The organism is Dictyobacter alpinus (assembly GCF_003967575.1).
Classification (GTDB): Bacteria; Chloroflexota; Ktedonobacteria; order Ktedonobacterales; family Ktedonobacteraceae; genus Dictyobacter; species Dictyobacter alpinus.
The window spans coordinates 56,688-78,986 of record NZ_BIFT01000003.1 but is presented as its reverse complement, the minus strand read 5'-3'; the positions used below and the strand labels follow the sequence as shown (position 1 = coordinate 78,986).

Here is a 22,299-nt window from a genome sequence, read left to right as displayed (position 1 = left end):
TCAGCTCTTTTTTGTGTGTCCGCAACGCGGAAGTGGCTTGCTGATGCGCCAGGTGGCGATGGGGTGGCGTGCCCCTTTCAGAGAAAGGGGCTTTGCCAGAGGGGGAGCAAAACCTTTCCTCGCCGCGTTCGGACAAAAATCACTGTAACCTGAGCCCACAGGTGTGTTGGGGAACTAGGGCAGGAATGAGGCAGGAAAAACGCGGCAAAACGCGGCAAAATGCGGTAATGATGAGTATATGGCAAAGAGCGGGGAAAGGAGAGTTGGGGGGATGAGCTGTCGAAAGAAGAAATGCGTCTCGCTGAAACCTCCTGTGGGTAGTTCGTGTGGTGGCTATCCAGAGAGTGAATGGCGTGGTCGCTGCTGTGCCCAGGGTGCGGCAGCTCCTGCCGTTGGAGCTGCCCACTGCCAGAGCTGCCAGAGAAGAAATGGAATGAGCCAGCGCAGGAGGCGTTTGAGCGCCTCGACCAGCCAGGGCTTGAGGATGTGTTGATACCGATTGGAGGCTGAGATCCTCGCATATGCTGCTGTCGTGCTATGCTTCCCTATGCGGAGGATCTGGCAGAACAGAGCGCTGCATACCTTGAATACAAGGATGAGTACACCCAGGAACAACCCGGCGAGGATGAGGAAGACGATGCTCACAAGGGCGACAAAGACGAGAACTACTCCGACAACAATGATCAGAATACCGAGCACTGCGAGGGACGCGACAAAGAGAATGAGTTGCATGACGATAGAGACGAAATGGGCTGGTTTCTGGGTGCCAGTTGCCGAAAGTATGCCTGCCATGTGAAACCTCCTGATATGGGTATCCCACATGGAGTATACTACACGCATGTGGGTGAACTCACCTGCTGTGCGCTCTCTCGCGGAGGGCCTAATTCTGCGAGAGCGCACGACACTCTCTTCACACTATTGGTATAGTGGCCCGCCGCTCGCGGGCCAGGGATATCACTCAGTTGTATCGTCGCCCACTGTACCCAGATTCAACCTGGCAAAGCCCATGCCTCCCAGACTTTGATTGACACTATCGGCATCTGTCCCCTGCGCACTAAAGATGAGCTCGTCCTCTTCTGTGGGGGGGATCGCTTCCTGTTGGCCTGGCAGAGCAGAGGCAACGAGGATGCCCTGCTGCCTCTGCTCTGCCAGGGTTTTGAGCGTTGCCATGTAGTCTCGTAGAAGGCCGGGCAACTCTCCCTGTTCATATTGAAAATCGATCAATTCGTTGAGGATCCGGCGACGAATCTCCTGGGCCAGCTCCTTGGCACTCCAGCGCCCACCGTACATGCCCAGGGTGTTTGGACCTTTTTTCATGAGGGTGATGAGCAAGCCGATGGAGGCGCAATCGCCCCAGATCGTTGTCTCTGGTTGATTGACCTGCTCGGCCAACTCCTTGACGATCTGGTTCTCGTCCACCGAGACGCGCGGGTGGATAGTGACGGTACGATCTGGTCTCGTCGGTAGCGAAGGGGGTGGAGTTCCCTTCGCTGCTGCCTTACCCGATGAACTGCGTTGTTTCCGCTCCATATCTCTCCCCCTCTATACGACTACTGACCATAGCGGCACATCTGATCCAGAATCGCCAGTAACCCAACAGCGTTGAGCGGACTCGCGTGTTGAGCACCCATCAGCAGGTAGGTTTTTGGTGTCCGTCTCAAACTCTTCAACTTTTCAACCAGGTCCTCGCGCAGGAGCACATTCCCGCCGCCTTCGAGCATATAGAAACTCCGTGGTCGTGCTGGGCCTTTGAACACATCGGTGATGACTTTGGCCCCTTCCTCAGCCTTGACCGCTTCGACGAGGGCCGAGACATCCTCGCGGAACCCACCAACCGTAATTTCGCGCTTGAAGAATGCCTGCTGGGCAATAGCATCATCCAACTCTTCCAAGCCATACTGTCTCTTTAGCCGTTTCGCGAACGGCTGCATGATGGCCAGAATGATGCCGTTGCCCTTGCGTTCGCGCGTGGCACTGACAGCAACGTCGTAGCGCTTTTCCCCGTTGATCACTTTTTCCTGGAACTTGAGGCGGATGCCCAACTCATGGAGATCATTGGCACCGAGATCTGCGAGCAGGATCTCGTTGATGATGGTCTGGGCCGGTTGGCCGTCAGGCCGAAATTGCCAGGCGTAGAAACCAGCGTAGGACTGCGGACCAGGAGCCAGATCGGCCACTTTAAAGTTGAACTGCTTAGAACGACCATAGGGATCGGTGATACGAATGCGCCAGCGCTTCGTGCAGAGCGCGCTCGATAGAGCCTTTTGCGTTTCCTCGTCGAGCTGAGAACCCGTTGCCGTCTCGACCATTTCCTCATTCGGCATCCCTGGGGCCACTAGTACATCATAGTCGCCGGAAGGGTAGCCAGCTTTCTCGAAAAGGTTGGCGATAGTGAACATCAGAAATTGAGCATAGCGGGGATCACTCAAGCGTGCTCTGGTCGTTCCCTTAGAAAGGGAGACGCCATCGTTATCAACCGCTTGTTGATCGATCCAGATCTTCCCCGGGGAGATTTCTTCGTATTCTTCTTTCTGCCCGGTGAGTTTATTCTTGATCGCGGTGAGGACGGACTCGTTTTCTGCGGTGTCAACCGCCGTGTTTTCGTCTTGCGGCTTGGGTTTCGGCTGTAGAATGAGTTCTTCGTAGGTTGTGCCCATTTCTCCAGCAGCCAGATCTTGTACCGCTTTGACGACCGCCTGCATATGGTTGACAACGATCCTTCCGTTGCTGTCAAACATGGCTGCCTTCGGCCCATTGTTGCCTAAGTCCAGGCCAACTTTGTACAACTGCATATTGCGAGATCTGACCCAACTTGGAACAGCGATGATGTGAGGGACTTTTTGACCATTGGCACTCTCAACGATCTGGATTTTGATCTCCTTTTGCTGAATAAAATGCCAAAGGTACGAGCGTTCCGGGATATACCCGACCGTTTGTGGATCCTGGCCAACGACTTGTGCCATACCATACCTCTCTTTGTAGTCGTTCAATTGAACCGCTTTTCTCGAAAACGACGCAAAAATTAAACTTTTGCATAAGCTTTGAGAAAAATATAACATATTTTGGTGGAGATGTCCAGGTTTTTATAGCTGACTTTCTCAAAGACGACGCAAAAATTAAACTTTTGCGTCGTCTTTGAGAAAGTCAGCATTATCGGATTGAGGCAACGCCAAAAGCAGCGGCTCATGTTTTTATCGTAAAAAATAGCGTTAATCCAGCCTGTAGAGCCGGTCTATAGGTTTATAAATATACAGTGAAACATACATCAAATAGAACAGTAAAACGGATACGTGTTCTTGCTCATCGCCGATTGCTTTGCGTATGCAGCGAGCCGAACTGTTCATTTCACTGTCTTCGGTTTGTAATTTGGTGGTACTTTTTGCTGTATGTTTTGTTGCACTCTTTATTGTGTGATATGATGCACAAGAAAAATATCTCTTGGGAGACCAATGATTGGAGGGGCTTTCATGGACTACGAGGAGACGAAACAGCGAAAGAAGCTGAGCTTGCAAGAGATGAGTAGGGGACGCTACCACGCGCTGAAAGATGCCTGTGTGTTACTTGATCCCCCTGCTGACCCACGGACCCTGCGCGGGTGGATTGCCGATCTGGCTATCGAAACTTACCAGAGTCCCGTTCAGGGGAATACGGTGCTTATTTCGCACAAGGACCTCGTGGCGCTGGCTACTCTTGTTGGACGCTCTATGAAGGAGGATGGCAGGCCAACAGGGCGAAAAGGCGTGGAAAAAATAGTCGAGCCGACGACGCTTGAGGAACTGAGGACGCAGCATACCAGAGAGATCGCTGCATTGCATCGGCGGATCGAGTCATTGCAAGCTCGACATAGTGAGGAAACGAAGCGATTGATGCAAGAGATTGAGCGTCTCAAGCAAGGAACCGAGCCGAGGGCGAAGCCCTCTGAAACGACGGAACGGGCGATCCCGCCCCCCTACGTTCCTGCTGGTCAGATGAAACCTCACCGTCTCCCGACTGATCTTCCCGAGGGAAGCGTCTCTATGCGCTCCTTTACGGTGTCACATGGGACGACAAGAGATATCATGACGGCGGCTGCCAAACGGCAGGATATACGAGCCATGTCGCGTCCGTACGGTGGAGATGAAACGCGCGTCCAGTATTTTCTTGATCCACAGATGCAAGATGAAGCAGTTGAGTGGCTGGTGAGGATGGGCTATGGATATCGCTGCGAACAGTGTCCCCATGAACAAAACAAACAGACCTGAAGGGTCCAGGCCCCTTACCCGGTTGAGTGGGGGTCTGGACCCTTCACAGGTGCCGCCTGTATTCTTAACGCTGGTTGGCTGTCGCGGTCCAATATCCCCCCCTCTCGTCTGACCCCCCCCTCCCGCTGTTGACGACCCTCAAAAACGCTCTTCTTCGAGCAGGGTGTACCCCCTGTACCGGTGTACTCGTCGCCTTCCTCCAGAACGGGAGGGGGTATTTTGCAGGTCTAGGCACTTTCAGCGCCGACCAAATTGCTCGACAGGTCATACGGCGAAGCAATCTGATCAGGAAAGCGATAGGCTCCTGTCTGTTGCATGGCAGCCTCCAGGTCTTTCAGGGTCTCTGGGTCGGCAGTCCAACCTTTGTTGGAGACGAAGTGCATCTGCTGTTCATAGGTTGCGTAGACGCGCTTGGCCACGATGGTGTTCCCAATTTTTCCATAGAGCGCAATGGCGCGCCGGATGAGTTGCTCGCTTAAAAGCACGTGTGCTCCATGCCTGCGACCAGGCTTACTGCTAAAGAACACTTTTGTGTCGAACATTCCATCGAACACCTGTTTGTTGCAGGCTGCCATCGCCCCCAACGAGAAAAGGCGCCCTGCCTCCGCATAGTGTTCGCGCTGTTGTGCCGGTGTGTTCGCGCTATCTGCCATCTTGCGCTCATATTCAGCGGCGTAGAGAATGGCATCCAGGTAATAGTCTCGGAACAGCGTAAAGGGTTCCCTCGCCCAGGAGTCGGTCGGGGGATCGAAAGCATACGGATCATCGACAAGGAGATCCTCAATAAAGTCCCCACTGTAGGTGTTGATGAGTGTCATACAGGCTTTGTATACAGCATCAGGCACATAGTTGACCAGTTGGTTGCTGGTTTCGGCCTGCTCGATGATCTGGTGTTGCTCTTCGAGGATGGCGAGATCTGTCACTCGACAGTGCGCGGGTAACCAATATTTTTTCTTTGCCAGCTCGAAGATATCAAGGTCTGTGGGAAACACATCCGTCCCGAAATCGTTCCTGGCTCGCTCAACCGCCTGGCCAATGCGGCGGCGAATTTCGCGTTTGGCTGTGTTGAGCGACTCTTGTACCTGATTGGTATCCATGTCATCGTTCCCAAAAACATCGTTCCTCATATCGCCCAGGTTGACCTTTTTGCCCTGGTGCCGGGCAATATACGCAATGAGCTGGAGCGCCTTCGAGTTCAGGTCATCCAGCGTGACAGGATACGTCTTGGTACTTCCAGGGACGTGAAGTGCCATCGTAATGGTCTTCAGGAGCGTGATGGTGATGTAAATGGGGGTGGGCTCATCGCCCATCTGGCCCAGCTGCTGCTTCGAGGAAACGAGAGACTTCTCCTCTTTTGCTGCCTGCTGATCTAGCCGCTCTTCTGGTATTACTACCGTATCTCCATAGATGGTGCCCACCGACTGGATCTCGGCGTGTTCTTTTTCAATCTGTGCATTGATCGCATGTGCAGAGATCATCACCGTTTCTGGGATAGGGGTGAATGGGAGCTGCTGCATTGCAGGACGCTGAGACGGGACTTGCTGACGGGGAGAAGCAGGCGCCGGGATCAGGTCTCTCTGTGTTGCAGATGGCGACGTCGCCATGACGGGAGTACGAGACAGTGCCCGAGACGCTGTGTGTGTTGTTGCTACGGGCAAGGCTTCATCCTGTTCATCCTGCCCATCTTGTTTGTAATTTCTCACAGCGTAGAACGTCAGATAGCAGACCAGCGCGATAGCGGCGAAGACGAGGCCAGTCAAAAGGATTTTGAAGCAGACGCGCAGGATCTCCTGTCGATTCTGCGCAATCGGCCAGAGCGCTCCAAACTGGCTGACAATAATGCCAAGTTCAGCTCTGTTTATTAATGCCATAAGGCAGATTCCAACGAAAAAAGCACCTCCAACGATGAGCGCTGGCATCAGTGGAAGTCTCCTCTCTTCCTCGTGGAAGAAAGAATGAGGATGTTTCTCAATGTCATTAACAGGCATTGCCCTCTCCTATTTCCTTCAGAACACATCCACGGGGACGTGTCAACAACGATACAGCTCGGTGCGCACGGCGCGTGAGAACAGCGGTTTGTACCCTATTCCTGCACGCACGCATCCGTATCTCTTCAGTGGCACCCACTTCTCGTATGAGAAGGGGCCCCTCCTGACGTCCTCTCTCTTTTCGAGAGACCTTCTAAGCTGTGCCATATGCTCCAAACGGAACGCTAGAATGATCCAATAAGAACGTTCTTGTGCATCACTGTAGTATACAACGAGAACACAGCAAAGAAAACCTTCATGGCGGTCACCTTTTCAAGCAACCTCTCCACGCCCACCCGGGCGAACGGTGTCTCGATTTTTGGCGATATCTGAGGCCATAGGGAGGCGACGACCTATAATGAGGCGTTCCTTAAACCCGCGAATATTGTCCCACTGCCCACGAATGGCGGCACGTGTGAGGACACGACTTGTTTCCTGAAACGAGGCTGCTGCGAGCCAGCTGTGCGTTTGTAAGACCGATTTTGTGAGCCCCAGGAGAATTGGGCGGGCGGTCGCGGCTTGCCCGCCTTGTGCCAGAATACGTGCGTTGACTTCTGCATAGAAAAAACGGTCTACGACTTCGCCGGGGAGGAAACTCGTGTCACCAGCCTCACTGATGAACACATACCGAACCATTTGCCGGACGATGCACTCCACGTGTTTATCAGCGATGTACACGCCGGTACTTCGGTAGACCTGCTGCACCTCGTTGACCAGGTACCGCGCCACGGCCTCCCGCCCGCACAGTTGGAGGAGCGCTTGTGGGTCGGGATGACCAGCATTCAGGAGCTGACCTACTCTCACCTGAGTCCCGTCCTCTATCAAGAGTTGTTTGCCGAGGGGGACGTCGTAGCAGCGTTCTTCCCCACTCTCTAAGGAACGGACGTGAAGGCGAGTGGGGCCCGCCTGGCCCTTTTCAATAGTCACCATTCCTTCAATCTCACTGAGAATCGCCATATTTTTTGGGTGGCGCGCGTCAAAAAGCTCTTCTACACGCGGGAGGCCTTGCGTAATATCACCCTGGGCGTGGGCCACCCCACCGGAGTGAAAGGTGCGCATCGTGAGCTGGGTGCCAGGTTCTCCTACCGCCTGAGCTGCAACAATGCCGACGGCTGCGCCCAAACGAACCAGGCGAGCTGTAGCGAGATCGAGGCCGTAGCAGCCTTGGCAGATACCATAGCTTGCTTCGCAGGTCAGCGGAGAGCGCACCAACACCGCAGGGATGTCCGCTGCGATGATACGTTCTATCGCCGTGTCATCGAGGAGCGTTCTACAAGGAAGATCAACTTCCGGCAACGGTTCGGCGAGCACGCGTCCGAGCAAGCGGCTTGACATGTTGGGGAGTCCGAGGGCCTTACTTTCCTCCTGGGTAATCAGGAGGCCCGCTTGTGTGCCGCAATCGATGGAGGTAATCCAGACCTCGATGGCAGCCTCAACGAGCCTGCGAGTTAAATACCCGGACCGCGCGGTGTTGAGGCTCCGATCCATAAAGCCTTTCCTTGCGCCACTGGCTGCGATAAAGATTTCCCACACTTTTAGACCTTCGAGATAATTCCCTCTGATGGGGATCGCGATGATTCTTCCCGTCGGACTTGCCATGAGTCCGCGAATACCTGAGAGTTGCCTGATCTGTTGAAATTTCGCTTTGGTGGCTCCTGACCTGATGATCGTGGCGAGACTTCCCCAGGGGTCAAGTGCCGCCTCAAGCCTTTTGCTGATGGCGTCTGTCGCTTTCGTCCAGATCTCGATCAGGTGTTGGTACCGCTCATCAGCCGTAATCATTCCTGCATGCAGTTGTTCCTCGATCTCTTGAGCCGCTACCTCAGCCTGTGCGAGCAGGCCCTGTTTCTCTGGTGGCACTTCAATATCAGAAAGCACCGAGAAACTGATGCCGCTGCGAGTCGCATAGCGAAACCCAAGCTGCTTCAGCGCGTCTGCCAGCTTTGCCGTTTTCGCCTCGCCACACGTTTCCAGGCACTCTGCGATCACCTGTTTCAATCGCTCTTTTGTCATTTCGTAGTTTTTGAAACGCAACGGAGCTGGGAGCACCTCATTAAAAATGAGTCGCCCCAGGGTTGTTTCCATCCGTTTTCGCTCAGGAGCCCTTCTGAGCAATCCAGGGGTTTCAAAGATATGCTCGTCGGGTATGCGTACAAAAAAGCGCGTGTGCAAATCGATGATGCCATGCTCGAAGGCGATGTGTGCCTCGGCTGCATCGGCGAAGATACGCCCCGTGCTTTTTGCGCTTGGTCGTTCCTGTGTCAGGTAGAAAAGTCCGAGCACCATCTCCTGGGAAATGGAGATAGCGGGCTCTCCACTGGCAGGAGCGCGGAGGTTGCGCGTTGAGAGCATGAGCGCTCTTGCCTCGGCCTGAGCCAGGTCGGAGAGCGGTAGGTGAACGGACATCTGATCTCCGTCAAAGTCAGCGTTGAAGGCGGAACAGACGCACGGGTGCAGACGGATGGCTTGTGAACCATCCATGCGTACCGCCTCAAACGCCTGGATGGACAATCGGTGCAGCGTGGGTGCGCGGTTCAGTAAGACCACCTTGCCCCGCATCACTTCTTCCAACGCATCCCAGATCACCGGGTGGCGTTTTCGTGTGCGCTCGATCATCTTCTTGGCTGCGTGTGCGTGTGGCGCGACGTCCCACTCCATCAGTTTGCGAATGAGGAACGGTTTGAAGAGTTCAAGGCAAATTTTGGTTGGAAGGCCGCACTGGTGCAATTTGAGCGAGGTATCGCCGACAATAACGGAACGCCCGGAGTAATCGACCCGCTTCCCTAAAAGATTGCGGCGAAACCGGCCCTCTTTGCCTTTGAGTGTATCGGTCAGGCTCTTCAATGCCTGCTTGTGTGACCCAATCACGGGATTTTTGCGACGACCGTTGTCGAAGAGCGCATCACAGGCATCCTGCAGCAGTCGTCGCTCATGGTTCAGGATCATCTCTGGAGCGTTCATAGCCAGGAACTGCTTGATACGGTTGTTGCGGTAGATAACGCGCTCGTAGAGAGCATTCACATCGCTGGCGGCGTATCTCCCGCCGCCGAGCGGCACTAGTGGCCGCAGCTCTGGCGGAAGAACTGGAATGGCTTCAAGAATCATCCATGCGGGATCCACACAACTCTCGCGAAATGCCTCGACCAGGTGCAGTCGTTTGATCGCCTTCTTCTGGCTGTTGGCATCGTGTTGAATGTTCCGGCGAAGGTGGGCAGCTATGTTCTCAAGATCGAGAGCGCCAAGCAAGGCGCGTACGGCAATGGCTCCTGTTTGCGCTGTGAAGAGGTGCCCGAAGTGAAGAGAGAGCACGCGATACTCTTCCTCGTCCAAAAACTCACCGACGCGCAGGCCTGCGAACCTGGTTGTGCAGTGTTTATCGAGGTCCGCAGGCTGCGCAGTATTCATATGTTCCTGCCTCTGGTCTTCGTCGAGGGAGAGCACGATATAGACGCTATAGGAGAGGAGTGCGCTCAATTGACGCGGGGAGAGGTCGAGCAGGAGTGCGATGGTACTGGGGGCATTCCTGGCGAACCAGGAATGAGCAACGGGAACCACCAGGTCGATATGACCCATACGTTCGCGTCGCACGGAACTGGTGGTCATCTCGACGCCGCATTTCTCGCACCTGGTGCCAGGTGTGCGCACGCGTTTGTATTTTCCGCAGGCGCAGGACCAATCTTTTGTCGGTCCGAAGATGCGTTCGCTGAACAAGCCATTTGGTTCTGGCTGACCGGTGCGGTAATTGATCGTTTCTGGTTCGGTGACTTCTCCGTGACTCCACGAACGGATGCGCTCTGGGGAGGCCAGGGTCAGGCGCAGTCCCGCAATTGCGTCCATATGCTCCATCATGCTCATCCTTTCAATGTGAGTAGCAATGCCTTTGCTCGATGTGGCATCCGAAGAGCAAAACACTCCCGGATGCCGACGAACGTCAACTACGTGTCTCTCGGCTTGCTAGTGTTCGCGACCGAGGAGCGATAACGCACTACGAAGATGGGAGCGATCATTGGAGAGCAGTTCCGCAGAGCGGGTGCGCCCCCTACGAGGTCGCGTTTGCCTTGCACCTTTACGCTGTGGTGGCATTGCCTGTTCATTGCTCCTATCCTGAGCCAGGGGACCAAAAGCAGAGGCGAGGAACTCCTCAAACTCAGCATCCTGGATGTCCAGATCAAGCCAGGGAATGCGTGCGGCAGCCGGGCCGTCTGTGGAGGGCCTGGGAGACAGCCGTGAGCCGACAACGCCGTCGGTATCAATAAAGATGGGGTTGACGCGGACGGGTGTGGCCTGGCCTGCATGGATAACAAAGCACTCGTCACGGTGAAATTGGCGAATGGCCTCACCAAAGAAAGGGCGCTGGTTCCACCCGCGTTGTGACACATATGGCTCGAATGGCTCCGGTGTGCTGCGGTGTGCAATGAGGGTTCGCGCATTTTTGAGCAGTCTGGGAGCCTCTTTCCCAAAGTCGGCAACCGAGCGCGCTGAAACAAACATACTACCTTGTGCTTGTTCGAGGAGCGCAAAGAGCGGGCAGATTTCTTGCATGTTGAAGAGAAGAGCCGGGTGCTCAATGAGCAGAAGGACGTGGCGCGTTCGGGTCGTGCTCAAAAATCGTGTAAAATCGGAGAGGCACGCCTGAGCTGTATCCTGGGCTTCTTGTGCGCCTTCCCACACATTGAGGCCAAGGTAGACGGCGTTGGCACTCTCATAGGGCACTGCCGGCGGTGGCTCCTCGAACGGCTCTCTTCGCACCTGTTCGAGGAGGCCATGTGGAGGCATAATGTGGGCACTCATATCCGAGAAGGGATCTTTTCCGCCCAGCAGGCACTGTAGCGCGTCGTCGAGAGCATGGGGCGAGATCTCTGGGTATGAATGATCCCCATCTGTTCTGGTCCCATGAGCAGTGGAGGTTCTCTCTGTTGTCCCATGCTCGTCTGTCCTCGAAGAGACATAGGTGTCTCCGAGGCCTGCCTGGCGCATGGCTGCCACAAATTCGGCTGCCTTTCTCTCCGAACTCTGTGCATCAAACAGAACAACCTTCCAGCCTTGCCGTGCCGCATTGACCGCAATGCGGAGTTGGGTCATATGAACCCCCTCTTCTGAGAGTCCTACAATGACGCCAGCATGCGAGGCCAGATCTAGCGCGTACGATTCCTCTGGAAGGTGCAACAGGCGGCGCCAATTTCCGTTCATGCGCCACCCGAACTCCCAACTAGGATCGTTCGCCCGTGGATGGATGTGGCGTGTGAAGGGAATGGCACTCATGCTACGGTATGAGCGTCTGACGACTTCCGACGACACCCATGATGAGTAATGCAAGTTTTCGTGTCCTTTCTTGTTTTTTCATTGTTTTCCCCTGGCCCGAAAACGCCAGGATGGAGAACGTACTCTGCGTTTTCTCACCGGAAGCGGTGAGTTTCATATGTTTCAGCGTAACGTGGGAGGGCAGTGCTGACACGGGTGTGGGACGGGAGAGAGGCAGGAGCGAGACGGACAAACGCGGCAAAAGACGGTTGGCCGGAGGGCGAGGCGGTTGTTGGTGGACTCGCAAGAGTAAATCTCAAACCAGGAAGAGTCTAACCGATGGGCGCGGGAGCAAGACGGCGGAAGTCGGGAACGCGGGAAAAACAGGATGGCAGAGTTTAGCCGGACTCCCTGATGGGCGATGAGAGTGCAACGGTATCCCCTTCTGTGGGGAGGGAAAGGCATCGTAATTGGTCCAGGACAGGCAAGAGGCCCTCCCGCACCACCTGCTCTTCGAGGATCATAATGACACGTACATCGAAGGCTTTTTCGGAGACTATGGCAGCTCGAACTGATTGCGCTGCGCGTTCGTTTCGCACAATCATCAGCATAGGAGGCAGCATCGTGCGAGACAAATGCTGGTAATCGGCGTAGCACCTCATTTTTCGCGTGTGTTCTCGGCTGTAGGTGGTCGCACGATCATATTCGATGAGGAGCGGGCGCGGGATGAATACATCGTTGACTGTATAGAGGAGTTCTGCATCTGGGCGAATAAAGGAGACAGGTTCATCTTCCTCTGTATGGAAAGGGTCCTGATGCCAACGTACCGATTCCTGTGCGCTCTTCCAGTAATTGATCCGGTACGGAGCACCTTGATAGGATGCGGCGAGGATAGCTCGCACACAGGTGTAGACACCAGCAGTATGGGGCATCTGCTGTTTGAGCAAACCAGCTCCATGTTGGAGCCAGACCACCTTTCTGGACAGCGGCGAGACCGGATGGCGTTTTTCATCCTTGGGGAATATCGGATGCAGGTAGTAGGCGGGAGAAAGCCCATGGCGCACGGCGAAGAACCGGAGAACAGACTCGCTTGCGTAGTACCGCTCGTGCACTCGCCATGAAGGTGCATTGTCCCATGAGTAGACACGGACAAATCCCATATGGATCAACGGCGTCATCTGACGTGCAAGGAGGCGTTCGTTTTGACTCTCCGGGTGCAGAAGCGTGAGCAAATCAGGCTGGCTCAAGTAGGGATGCCTGGTGAGATGGGCTAAGATGTCCTTTTGCTGGTTAGAAAGGGCCAACGTGAGTTGCGTACTCATTGCGAGGCGCTCTTCTTTCGCCCCATAAAGGATATCGAGGATCTCTCTGGACATTTCCGCGTGGGCGGGCCGTTGCTTGCGTTCTTCTGGCGAGAGAACGCGTGGGGTAAGGAGCGCCGTGAGTGCTGTTGATGCCTCTTGCAGCGAGCTCTCAACGTAGCGTTTTAGTGTGCGCCTGTTTGGAGAAAGCGCATTGGCCTCTTTGCGCAAAAGCAGATGTTGGAAGGTAAAGTACTGAGAGAACTGTTCGGCGATGCGCGATGAGATGGGCCGATCCAGCAGTGAGAGAAGATCTAGCAGATCGCTCTCTTTTACTCGTCCATCATGTTCAGGGAGCTTCTGAAAGGGAATCCAGATAGGCGCGTAGGCTCCTTTTCGCATCTGCCCCGTATCGGTGATGGAACCGCTCAGCAGGGAAATGCCCTGATTGAGCGTGATGCGCTCCAGGTGTTCGGACCAGAAGGAGAAGCGTTCTACCCCGGAGAGCAAGAGCAGGTGCGGCATGACCTCGCCTTGTAAACGCATCCACTGGCGCAGCGCGAAAAGCTTTTTTATGAAGACCTTTGCTTCTTTCTGACTAAACATATGTTCTGGCTGATCGATGTGAATGTAAAAGGCGTGCTGTGCTCCCCCGGGAGTTTGCAAAAGAAAGGCAGCGTCAAACGTCATCGTATGATTTTTGCCAGTGACATCCCTATAGGCTTGTTTGTATGGCTGTTGATAGCTGCTCAAATGGTATCCCGCCGGGCATTCGGTAATCAGTCGCGTGACGAGTTCGCACAGGAGTAAATGAACGCGTGGCCGTGCCAGGCGCTCAAGGAGATCTGCCTGCGTGACCGGATAACTCATGGCGATTTTGCGTGCCGAGAGCGCTGGTGCATGCCGCGCCGCCAGGACGTGCAGGCCAAGGTCGGTGATATAGTAGCGATGGTGGCGGCGTGGCCAGCCCGTTTCGTTGAGGATCACGTAATCGATGAGACCACATTTGGTTAAGAAATCAAGGTGGTTCCATAGTGTTTGCGTGTCTCGCTTGAGGACGCGTCCCAACTCCTCGCGGGTGAGCAGTGACAACCATACCAACCACCTGAGTACATCCATGTGCTGATCGGTGATCTGATCTGATGTGAGGAGGGGAAGCACCTCCTCTTTTAGCAGCGGTGGAAGTTCTTGCTGAAGGACACTCATGCACCGCGCTCCCCTCGTTCACCCCCCTCACGGCCCCAACTCATAGAACTGGAGGGGGGTGGCAGTGGACGAACCTCGCCTGCGGGGCCCGTCTCAGGTGAGGACTCTATCCCTGGAAAGGGAGTACCCACAGGTGCCTTACTTTTCATCCGGTTCATCCGACGGCTGCGGGTGCGTTTGCGTTTTGCCAGCCCGTCAGCGTCGTTGTCGCCCTGGTTCGCGCTCGCAGCGTTTCCTTTCGGGGGGGGAGTCGATGTGTTCTGCCCCTGTTCTCGCCCCGTTTGTCCCCCCTTGCCAGCAGATGTGGCATCATATCTGGCAGTAGGCAGCTTGACCTCTCCCTGTTGATCGGCTGGATCGTCATCGGACTCGTTGTTCTGCTGCTGATCGGCATCCTGCTGCAACTCTTGGATGCGGCGCTCCTCCTCTTCTCGACGCTGGCGATGGTATTCGATGGACTCTGCATCCTTTTGAATTTTATCAGCAAAGAGGCTCACATCCAGGAATTTTTTGAGATGCACCTCGTGCTGGCGGTCAATGTCAGCGGCATTGTTGAAACGGGCGTGGTTCTCGCGCTGGATCTCATCTGCCAGGGCTTGCCTGTCGGGAGATGAGCCCCAGGAAGGTGGTTGTGCGAGGGTCACGCTTGCGAACTGGAGCGGATAGCCTGGTATCGCAACGCGGGCGTAGCAATGCAGACGCGGCTGACTCAGAATGTGCTTCTGCGTCACACGCTCCTGAAATTCAGACTCCAGAATTTTTGCGTCCGCCGCGCTGACGTTGAAGGCGAACAGGTTGTCACAGTTGGAGAGCAGCATTTCTTGCAGGCCATCCTGGAGCTGGTTGAGCCTCTTGAGGTTTTGGGTGGTGAAGAGGGCGGAACATCCCCACTTGGCATCTTCCGACAGGAGTTTCGAGAACTGGCTGCCGGTGAAATTCTGGAGTTCGTCTACGAACACTGCGCACTTGCGGCGCTGCATGAGCGGCACATCCTGCTGCCGTGTAAAAGCGTAATGCAGCGTATTGATCAAGGTAGAACCTAAGATATTAACGGAGGCCTCGTCCATATCGCGAGAACTCAGCGCACATAAGACAATTTTTCCTTCGGTGATCGCCTTGTGAACCGCTGCCGTTGTTATCGGCTGGCTAAAGATGCGCCTGAGCTGTATGTTGTCGTTGAACACACTCATTTTTGACAAGATCGGAAGAATGATTTCTTGCCGAAATGAGCTATTCGTCGGCAACGTCCAATACGTATGCTGGAACCATGCGAGCAACTCCTGGTGCCAGGTTTCCGACCGGTCAAGCTGATTCAAAACGAGTGTGGCGTAATCTTTGTACTGCAAGACTGGATTGATGTCGAGCAGCGTGTATTGTTCGTTCGCGCGGCCTGCTGCACATAAGCGAAAATTGAGCGTAATCAACAGCAAGCAGATGTTCTTCAAAAAGAAGGACATGCGTGGCCCCCAGTATTTCTCCCAGATGCGCTCAAAGCAGCTCATGAGTGAAGAAACCATCTGGTCGCGTGTCAGCCCTTGCGTTGCATCCAGGGGATTGAGGCCAACAATGTGCGTACTCTCAGTAAAATCCAACAGCAACACCTCCTTGGCCCTGTGCGGTGGAATCTGCTTGAGAATATCGAAAATGAGATCGCGGTGCGGATCAATGCAGAAAATCCCTGGCTGCGGAGAGGCATCGCGTACGTGGCGCATCACACCAGCAATGAGCAACTGGATCAGCACCGATTTCCCGTACCTGGATCTTCCCACGAGAAACTTGTGCGAAAATTGGGTCAGAAACGGGAGCAAGACCTTGATCGCGAAACTGCGATGCTTCGAGTAGCCAATGGCAACCGGTGGGAGTGGATCCTGGCTTTCGGCAACGGCGTGAGATACCTCTGGTGAGAACAGGAGATGTTTGACGCTGATTCTTTTCACGAGTGGAAGGTCAGTGAACTGCTGGGGCAGGTGAAACATGCCTGACAACTCCAGGCCATTACAGATGAATTTACTCCATCCATGATGGAAGAAGCGTAACCAGGGATGATGATAGGCGAAGGCGTGTGAAGGTAGGCATAGCGTTCCGGCCATCGTATGGTTGACATCGATGAGTTTGGCATCTCTTATGGCGAGACTGTTCGCGCTCGCCAGGGAGAATTGACGGTAGGCGACCTCCATGCCCGTCAGGTGTGAGCGTAGTGTTTCGGGCGTGGTGGAAGCTTTCTTTCCCACCACGATGACCCGGAGTTGCATATAGAAAGCAGCACGCACCAGTTTTTCAGCCACCAGTTTCATATCGTAGATCTCGCGCCGACTGTTTTTGATCCACCAGACCAGTCCCAGGATGCCAACCAAGACAGCCCCCAGGATAAGCAGCAGAAGGGGGACTTGGGCTCCTTCGCGGTAAAGCCGGTATCCCCACAGGGCTCCGAAGACCCCGAAGAAGCTGAAGAAGATCCGCCAACCACGGGCTGTGCTGGAAGCGTCTGTTCCCTTTAACGAGGCGGCAAATCTGTCACGTTCCTCTTGGAGTGGATGCTCAACCGCTTTGCGGATCGCCGGACCAATCCAATCATCGGGGGCACGGACCAGAGCGAGCTGGCAGATGATCCGTTCCCCTGGCCAGACGGCCTCCATTGCTGCCAGCAGGTTGGCGAGTGGATCGTTGCCCTGCTCTGCAAGCGTCTTTCCGGTGAAGGTCTTGAGTGGCATCCATGACGGCTGGGTCAGTGCAAAATCTCCAATGATAGCCTGCTCCCCGGGATGGAGAATGAGTGGATCTGCGCTGGGGGCGACCCGTTGAATTTCTGCCTGCGGGTATTGTGCCTGGAATTGCTTACAGAGCAGCGTGAGTTGAGCCTCTGAGCTGGCCCGCAGTAAAAAGCCTTGCTCTCGACGTGTGCCCACCAGTTCCAGGCAAAAAGGCTCATCACTGGCACATGCTTGAAACCAGTTTTCCATCGCCTGTGCCTGCAATTCACCCTCATCAAATGGAATGATCATCGCGAGGAACTCGCTCCCCTGGAGCGAACCTGCTTGATTGACCATCAAATGCAGAGGAACCGTCGGCGCTGTGGGTGTTGTCTGCCCGGGTATCTGTAAGTGAACCATTTTTGTTTTCCCTTCTCGTGCCCATTAGGCGAGCGATGTCCTTATGTACGCCGGTCGAAAGCAACGGAACCAGCACAGAACCGTGTCTCCGGCCTGGCCTCCCCTCGTTCCCTGATACACTAGTGAGGCGACCGGTTGATGCATCGGAGCCTGGGAGAGGAACGCGAGGAGACTGTACCCAAGGCAACAGGCAACGAGTGTTGCCAGAAGCAGGAGGATGAGATGCTGTATGAATGGCCCCCTGAGCCAGCACATGGCCGCCATGACTTTGGGATGTGAGGCTGCTGCGCGTATTACTCTGACCTCACGTGTGTTTTTGAGCCTATCGAGGATCATCGGCATAACGATCTCCTTTCTTTCCTGCTGGCTTATGAGGCCAGAGATTCAGCACGTTGCCGTTCCCTCTGGCGCAACTTTTTGCGTTCTTGGGGAGAGGTCGTGAATATTTTCCGATGGAGCGGGCTGGCCGCAATAGCGACCGCCGCAAATTCGTTACCTACCCGCATCACCAGTTGACCTGGAACAGCGGCGGTGAGGGTACGCTCTAGTTCCTCTGGAAGGTGGAGTTCCTGGGCCGCATACTGCTGCATGCCAAGATAGCATGCAGAGCCGCAGTTGTTCATAATCACTGCGCCGTCGGTCAAAAACTCGCGGGGGTGTTGCGAGAGGGTGATCTGGGCGATACCCAACTTCCGAAAGCCGCGCGACCCCGTTTCTAGATACTTGCGCCCTGCCGGGTGTTTTAACATGTAGCTGGCCTCCTCAACGACATAGGCGAGGTAGCGCTCGTCCTGCCGGAGCGCCCGGTGACGCATCAGGAAATTTTGGACGACAAAGGTCATCAGCGCATACCACTTCTCATCTAAATCGTGGATGGAAAAGATGGTAAGGGGCTTCTCGATGGACACGCTCGTCTGACCGCTAAAGAGGTAGGCGGCCTTCTCCAGCCGTTCGATGAGCGATGCCTGTAACGTCTCGCTTGAGGCTGGAGTGGAGCGCATCGTCTCGATGAAGTCGGCGAGCGTTGGCATCTCGCGCAGGAGCGTAGAAGGATCAGTCCTGATGGCCTCGGAGGTGATACCTTTGCCTGCATAGGCGTTTCTCGCCACATGCATCAGATATGCCTCTTCGATTTTGGAAAGCCTCGTGTCTGCGTCACAGAGCAGCAGTGTGAGTCCCGCCAGGAGCTGGTTATCGATAAATTCCGCCAGCAGGTCCGAGGGGTCGTCAGGGTCCACGTCGGAGGGTGCATAGGGAATATCGAAAAAGTTAATCGGGCAGCCGCGTGCCAGGTTGTAGCGCTGGCTCTCATCACCCAGGTATTCATGGAGCGGCAGGTAATCATCGTCGCGGTCTAAGACCACGACATCGGCGATGCCCATGCCCATGATGCCGCTGACAAAGACCTTGCCCGTAAATGACTTGCCCATCCCCGATTCACCGACGAACACGACGTGGGGATTAGGGATACGCTTGTCCTCGGACCACGGGTTGAAAAAGACCGGTCGGCGGCTCGCTCCAGAGCCGGTAAAGCCCATGAAGACGCCGGTTGGTGTTCCGATGATGCCCGAACTCATGTGTAAAAAAGAGGACAGCACGCTGGAGGGCAAGTTGACCGATACATCGATCTCCGTGACGGGACAGGTCGGCAGCGTGGCCTGCCAGGCTTTATCTTGGCGACGAATGGCCGGTCGGACCCTGAGCTGCTTCTGCCGTAAGTGCGAGAGCAGGTAGTGCGTGCGTTGTTCCAGCCGCTCTCGTGAGGAGGCGTGGATGCCGATGGTCATCTGCACCGCAAAAATTTTCATACGCCGCCCAGCCAGGGCGTGGGTCACAGCGCGGATCTGGTCAGCCTCGATATTTCTGCCGGCGCGCCCTATGCGTAACGCCTTCTGGTCCGCGATTCTCCTGGATTCCAGACGAACCAGTTGCATTTCCAATCGGTTAATCATGTACTGGCTGTCGATGGGATCAAAGGTGGTCGAGATCACCATGGGAAGCCCTAACTCGGTCAAGTCGCCGACCCATCCGCACAGCAGTTGATGCCCGTAACCCACAACGTGGAAGTATCGCTGAAACCGCTTTTTCTCTCGGACTGAGACTTCGAGCACGTCAGGTTCGATGTCAATGCGCGAGGGGGCAACCAGATCCGCCAGATTCACCACTCCAGCCTCGAAACGGGCCTGGGCGTTGGCGCTCGTATACACGATTTTGCCGTGAAGCCCCTTGATACTTTTCTTGTGAAAGCTCTTACTTCTGCCAGAAGGTGGCCGCGCTTTCTGTGGCGCTGTCCTGTTCGGGTCCTGTGTTGTGGGCAGATCGACCGCATCTGCCGCAACAGCCAAAGCCCTCGCTGCCTCCACTGCACCTTCCAGACGTGGCGTAAACGTGGGTAGTTCTGCGCCCAGGGCCAGGCACATGACAAACTGTTTGAGCAGCTCCGGGTCTTCAAGGAGTTGGCAGCGCACATCAAGCTGCTGGAGTATTTTTTTGAGGACTGAGAGGCGAACGCGAAGCTGGTCGAGAACCTGTTCTCGCGGAATCTCTGTTGGCTTTTGCTTGGAGAACATGCGCCAGAAAAAGCTCAGGACGCCCTGCTTTTCCCCATCTGCCTGCCGATATGCCTCTTCCCCAGCGGTAGCCGTAAGGACCACGAAATGGCGTGTGAGTGTGCAATTTTGTAGGTGCTGCTCCTGATAGCGGATGTTCGCTTCCTGTAGGGCAGCCAGACGAGGGGTCTTGGCGAGGCTTGTCACCGCCTGTTTTTGCACGAGGAGTGGTTTGTAGTGCGCAGGATCAACCTGCTCGATGTGTGAGATGAACTGGAGACGGAACTCCAGCCCGCAGAGAAATGTCTCGAAGCGGCTAAAGGTTTTTACCTGATCGCTTTCGGGTAAGTAACGGACATTGTGCCCTTCGCACTCTAACACAGCCCAGTACCGACCCGCTGGCCCCTTCCTCCCCGTCTCGCTATACCCAGCGATGCCTCGATCCAGACTATCTAGGGCAATCCAGGTGCTCTGGATGGAAGCACCATCTGTCTTGATCGCCTTTTTTTCTTTGCGTTTTGCTCTTTCCTGCAACTCTTGCAGCGGTTGCCAGGTACTGTGCCGCGCAATGAAAAGGGAGCGTATATACAACAAGATCCAGGACAGGAGTGTCTGGTCATGGGTTTTCCCGTGAATCAGAATGAGTGCCGGTATGAGCAGAATCAGGGACACAATGAGGCGCGGCACAAGGGAGAGTGACCCGGTGAGCGAAAGAATACCCACACCCGCACCAAGGTCACTCAGCAATTGTGTAATGCTCATCACGCCGAATACCCGTTCCTCAAATGAGAACAGTTGCCCTGGAACGTTTTTTACGAGTGGATTGGCGTCGCGCTCGTCTTGCATGCTTCCTCCTTTCAGCGGCTCACCTTTGTATCAAGGGTGAGCCGCCAGTGAGCTGACTTCATAGCATCTTTCCCAGACCCTGGGCGAACTGCATAAATGCTCCAGTCCCAGCGATGATGCCAGCGCAAATGAGGACCTTCTGAAGGTTGTCCCACTTGTTGCGATTTGCCATAGCTGAGTTATCATGTGAAAGCATGATCATCATGCAGTAGATGCCAATCATCAGACCGGCCAAGGTAATTCCAATGGTCGCGGCATGTTGTTGAAGTTGGGTAACAATAGTATTAAGGTTGTTCAGTGTTCCCATTGTTCGTAAATCCTTTCGTGAGTTTCTAGGCCCGGAATCGGGCAAAAGTTTCTAGATTAACAAGGCCGCAGCCGTCATTGCACCGCGAACGAGTGACCCAAGCCCCGGAGCGCTTCCACCTGATGAAGAGGCAAAGCGCGACATAAGCGACGGGATTTCTGCCGTCAAATTGAGGAGGGCAATCGCCAGGACAAAGCCTGTAAAGCCGGTCGTTTTCGTTGCAATAAGAAATTGAAATCCTAAGCCAAAGGTAAAAAACTGTAAGAATTGCTCCAAAGCCGTGACTAAGTAGGTTCTGAGCCAGAACTGGAACCACGGAGCGGTTTGGGCGTCCAGGCTCATTAAGAAGGCCGGGCCACTGAGCACATAGAGGACATTGAAGAAGACCACTCTTTTGACCGCCTGGAAAACAACTCGCACCATGCTAAAGCCAAAGATGATGGCTAAGACGACCGAGAGGCCTAGAACCTGGTTGGTGTCAAACAGTTTTCCACCGTTTACCTGTCTCGCCAGGTCCTGTACATTTGTGCGCACCAGCTCACAGAGTGCATTGACGATGATGAGAAGCTCCTGGCCCAGAAAAGAAGATGCATGGATCAAAATGACGGTCAAGATGACTTTGGGCACGAACTGGCCCAATGGGATATGGGTCGTGCCCGTTGCCTCTCCATGCATGATCTGGATGATCTTCATAATCACGTAGAGGCCTAAAAAGGCATCCGCGACACCCACCATCGTCTGCCAGGCCCCGTTGATCACAGGATTGGCTGTTGTGAGATTTAAGGGCGTGTTGCCCATTAAGGCGACAATGGGACCAATGGCGTCATTGAGGTTATTGAGAATATTGCCAATCAAACCACTGAAAAACTGGCCGATGCCGTTAGCGACGGCGTTGCCAAGGTCTCCAATGAGATCGGCCATCACAAGTCCGGTCAGAAAAAAATGCATACTCTTCTTCTCGTTTCCACTTTCCAGAGGCAGCGTGCGCCTCTTGGCTTTTGCTCGAAAGTCAGAGTAACAAGCTCAGATGGGTATGGCACAGGCGCAGGCAGGGAAAATGCCAGGAAAAAGACGGGAGCAAGGCGGCAAAACACGGCAAAACACGGGGATGACGAACCTGGTCTGTGATGAAATGATTCCCTTCCTTATATAGCGGGAAATGCTGAAGGGATGTCGGCTCTGGATAGGAGCTGAGGTGTGGTTCAGCCGTGACGGCTCGCCCAATGGATGGCGGCGGTTAAGTGGTATGAGAGCAAGATTGACGTTGCGCAATGAGCAGCCAATTGAGATTCATCGTGTGGCTTTACAGGCTGAGATAGTAGCATTCATCGATCAGGTACTCTTTTCTTTTGCCTGCGCATCCTCCCTTCTCCCGTGTTTTTTTCTGGCGTTGCGAGTCTGGTGCCGTTCCTCCGTCTACTTCCTGCCCCGATCCTGTGTTTTTTCCGTCTGGCACCAGACTCGCTCCCCT

The 22,299-nt window shown here is 54.7% G+C and carries 14 protein-coding genes; 2 read left to right on the top strand and 12 right to left on the bottom strand.

Annotation, left to right across the window (positions count from 1 at the left end; genetic code table 11):
* Positions 1-333: 333 nt before the first annotated feature.
* The 3 genes from EL633_RS35560 to EL633_RS35550 all read right to left on the bottom strand — a co-directional run bounded on the left by EL633_RS35560 (position 334) and on the right by EL633_RS35550 (position 2,963).
* On the bottom strand, positions 334-792 hold the full coding sequence (locus EL633_RS35560; protein WP_126632062.1) for a hypothetical protein: 459 nt from the start codon (positions 790-792) through the stop codon (positions 334-336).
* A 162-nt stretch (positions 793-954) separates the two neighbouring features.
* Complete coding sequence (locus tag EL633_RS35555) at positions 955-1,530, bottom strand: hypothetical protein (RefSeq protein ID WP_126632061.1); 576 nt, start codon at positions 1,528-1,530, stop codon at positions 955-957.
* Between the two features lie 20 nt (positions 1,531-1,550).
* A complete protein-coding gene (locus EL633_RS35550; RefSeq protein ID WP_126632060.1) occupies positions 1,551-2,963 on the bottom strand; it encodes a hypothetical protein in 1,413 nt (470 codons plus the stop codon).
* Between the two features lie 504 nt (positions 2,964-3,467).
* On the opposite strand from EL633_RS35550, the gene EL633_RS35545 reads away from it, so the two are divergent.
* Entirely contained in the window at positions 3,468-4,241 is a 774-nt protein-coding gene (locus tag EL633_RS35545) for a hypothetical protein (protein WP_126632059.1), read from the top strand.
* Positions 4,242-4,468: 227 nt separating this feature from the next.
* On the opposite strand, the gene EL633_RS35540 is transcribed toward EL633_RS35545, so the two are convergent.
* The 5 genes from EL633_RS35540 to EL633_RS35520 all read right to left on the bottom strand — a co-directional run bounded on the left by EL633_RS35540 (position 4,469) and on the right by EL633_RS35520 (position 17,126).
* On the bottom strand, positions 4,469-6,112 hold the full coding sequence (locus tag EL633_RS35540) for a hypothetical protein (protein WP_126632058.1): 1,644 nt from the start codon (positions 6,110-6,112) through the stop codon (positions 4,469-4,471).
* Positions 6,113-6,541: 429 nt separating this feature from the next.
* Positions 6,542-10,180 carry a DNA-directed RNA polymerase subunit beta' gene (gene rpoC, locus EL633_RS35535; RefSeq protein ID WP_218027668.1) on the bottom strand — a complete coding sequence of 1,213 codons (3,639 nt, stop codon included), beginning with the start codon at positions 10,178-10,180 and terminating at the stop codon, positions 6,542-6,544.
* A gap of 42 nt (positions 10,181-10,222) precedes the next feature.
* Positions 10,223-11,584, bottom strand: a complete 1,362-nt coding sequence (locus EL633_RS35530) for a hypothetical protein (RefSeq protein ID WP_126632057.1) — start codon at positions 11,582-11,584, stop codon at positions 10,223-10,225.
* A 323-nt stretch (positions 11,585-11,907) separates the two neighbouring features.
* Positions 11,908-14,016 (bottom strand): hypothetical protein, encoded by a 2,109-nt coding sequence (locus tag EL633_RS35525; RefSeq protein ID WP_126632056.1) that lies wholly within the window; start codon positions 14,014-14,016, stop codon positions 11,908-11,910.
* Positions 14,013-17,126 carry a type IV secretory system conjugative DNA transfer family protein gene (locus tag EL633_RS35520; RefSeq protein ID WP_126632055.1) on the bottom strand — a complete coding sequence of 1,038 codons (3,114 nt, stop codon included), beginning with the start codon at positions 17,124-17,126 and terminating at the stop codon, positions 14,013-14,015. The genes EL633_RS35525 and EL633_RS35520 overlap by 4 nt, the downstream gene beginning before the upstream one ends.
* Before the next feature lie 138 nt (positions 17,127-17,264).
* Here EL633_RS35520 and EL633_RS36885 point away from each other — a divergent pair, with 138 nt between their 5' ends.
* The gene (locus tag EL633_RS36885) at positions 17,265-17,405 is read left to right on the top strand and encodes a hypothetical protein (protein WP_161982716.1); all 141 of its coding nucleotides are present in this window, start codon (positions 17,265-17,267) and stop codon (positions 17,403-17,405) included.
* Positions 17,406-17,494: 89 nt separating this feature from the next.
* Here EL633_RS36885 and EL633_RS35515 read toward each other — a convergent pair whose 3' ends face one another.
* The 4 genes from EL633_RS35515 to EL633_RS36880 all read right to left on the bottom strand — a co-directional run bounded on the left by EL633_RS35515 (position 17,495) and on the right by EL633_RS36880 (position 22,284).
* The gene (locus tag EL633_RS35515; RefSeq protein ID WP_126632054.1) at positions 17,495-20,521 is read right to left on the bottom strand and encodes a VirB4 family type IV secretion system protein; all 3,027 of its coding nucleotides are present in this window, start codon (positions 20,519-20,521) and stop codon (positions 17,495-17,497) included.
* A gap of 58 nt (positions 20,522-20,579) precedes the next feature.
* On the bottom strand, positions 20,580-20,828 hold the full coding sequence (locus EL633_RS35510) for a hypothetical protein (RefSeq protein ID WP_126632053.1): 249 nt from the start codon (positions 20,826-20,828) through the stop codon (positions 20,580-20,582).
* Between the two features lie 51 nt (positions 20,829-20,879).
* On the bottom strand, positions 20,880-21,776 hold the full coding sequence (locus tag EL633_RS35505; protein WP_126632052.1) for a conjugal transfer protein TrbL family protein: 897 nt from the start codon (positions 21,774-21,776) through the stop codon (positions 20,880-20,882).
* A 355-nt stretch (positions 21,777-22,131) separates the two neighbouring features.
* Complete coding sequence (locus EL633_RS36880; protein WP_161982715.1) at positions 22,132-22,284, bottom strand: hypothetical protein; 153 nt, start codon at positions 22,282-22,284, stop codon at positions 22,132-22,134.
* Positions 22,285-22,299: the final 15 nt, after the last annotated feature.